This is a genomic window from Nonomuraea sp. B10E15 (assembly GCF_039871615.1).
Taxonomy (GTDB): Bacteria; Actinomycetota; Actinomycetes; order Streptosporangiales; family Streptosporangiaceae; genus Nonomuraea.
The window spans coordinates 1-1369 of record NZ_JBDPMB010000061.1 but is presented as its reverse complement, the minus strand read 5'-3'; the positions used below and the strand labels follow the sequence as shown (position 1 = coordinate 1369).

General features: G+C 70.7%; 1 protein-coding gene. It reads right to left on the bottom strand.

What is annotated here, in order from left to right; translation table 11 throughout:
* On the bottom strand, window positions 1–1364 hold a 1364-nt coding region (locus ABGB14_RS49965; RefSeq protein WP_347650955.1), incomplete at its 3' end, for an NAD-dependent malic enzyme.
* Between the last annotated feature and the right edge of the window lie 5 nt (window positions 1365–1369).

The following is a 1369-nucleotide window of genomic DNA, read 5'->3' as shown; positions in this document are numbered from 1 at the left end:
ACGGCGGCGGCGACGGCGGTGGACACGTCGGGGTGGAAGACGCTCGGGATGATGTAGTTGGGGCCGAGCTCCTCGGGCGTGACGACGGCGGCGAGCGCGCCGGCGGCGGCCAGCAACATCTCCTCCGTCACGACGGACGCCTGAGCGTCGAGCAGGCCGCGGAAGACCCCCGGGAAGGCCAGCACGTTGTTGATCTGGTTGGGGTAGTCGGAGCGCCCGGTGGCCACCACGGCGGCGTGCTCGCGGGCGTCGTCGGGCGACACCTCGGGCTCGGGGTTGGCCAGCGCGAACACGACCGGGTCCTTGGCCATCGAGGCGATGTCGTCGCCGGTCAGGATGCCGGGGGCGGAGACGCCCACGAAGACGTCGGCGTCCTTGACCGCGCCCCGCAGGTCGCCCGCGTAGCCCTCGGCGTTGGTGTTGTCGGCCATCCAGCGCAGCGAGTCGTCGAGATCCTCGCGCCCCTTGTGCACGGCCCCGAGGTAGTCGCACACGATCACGTTGCGGGCGCCCGCCGCCAGCAGCAGCCGCAGCACGGCGTAGCCGGCCGCCCCCGCGCCCGCCATGGTGATCTTGACGTTCTCGATGTCCTTGTCGACCACCCGCAGGGCGTTGGTGAGCGCCGCCAGCACGCAGATCGCCGTGCCGTGCTGGTCGTCGTGGAAGACCGGGATGTCGAGCAGCTCGCGCAGCCGCCGCTCCACCTCGAAGCAGCGGGGCGCGCCGATGTCCTCCAGGTTGATCCCGCCGAACCCGGGCGCGATCACCTGCACCGTGCGGACGATCTCGTCGACGTCCTGCGTGTCGAGGCAGATCGGCCAGGCGTCGATGCCCGCGAACCGTTTGAACAGCGCCGCCTTGCCCTCCATGACGGGCAGTGCCGCCTCGGGCCCGATGTTGCCCAGCCCCAGCACAGCGGAGCCGTCGGTGACGACCGCCACGGTGTTGCGCTTGATGGTCAGGCGCCGCGCGTCCTCCTTGTTGCGCGCGATCGCCATGGACACCCGCGCCACACCCGGCGTGTAGGCCATGGACAGCTCGTCGCGGTTGCGCAGCGGCACCTTCGACACCATCTCGATCTTGCCGCCGAGGTGCATGAGGAAGGTGCGGTCGGACACCTTGTGGATGACGACGCCCTCGACCGCCTCGAGCTGGTCGACGATGGCCTGGGCGTGGTCGGTGTCCCTGGCGGCGCAGGTCACGTCGATGCGGAGCTTCTCGTGCCCCGCGTTGGTGACGTCGAGGGCGGTCACGACACCCCCTGCCGACTCTACGGCGTGCGTGAGCAGGCTCACGGCCTTGCCGCCTGCGGGCACCTCGAGGCGCACGGTGATGGAGTACGACACACTGGGGACGGTCGCCACGTCAA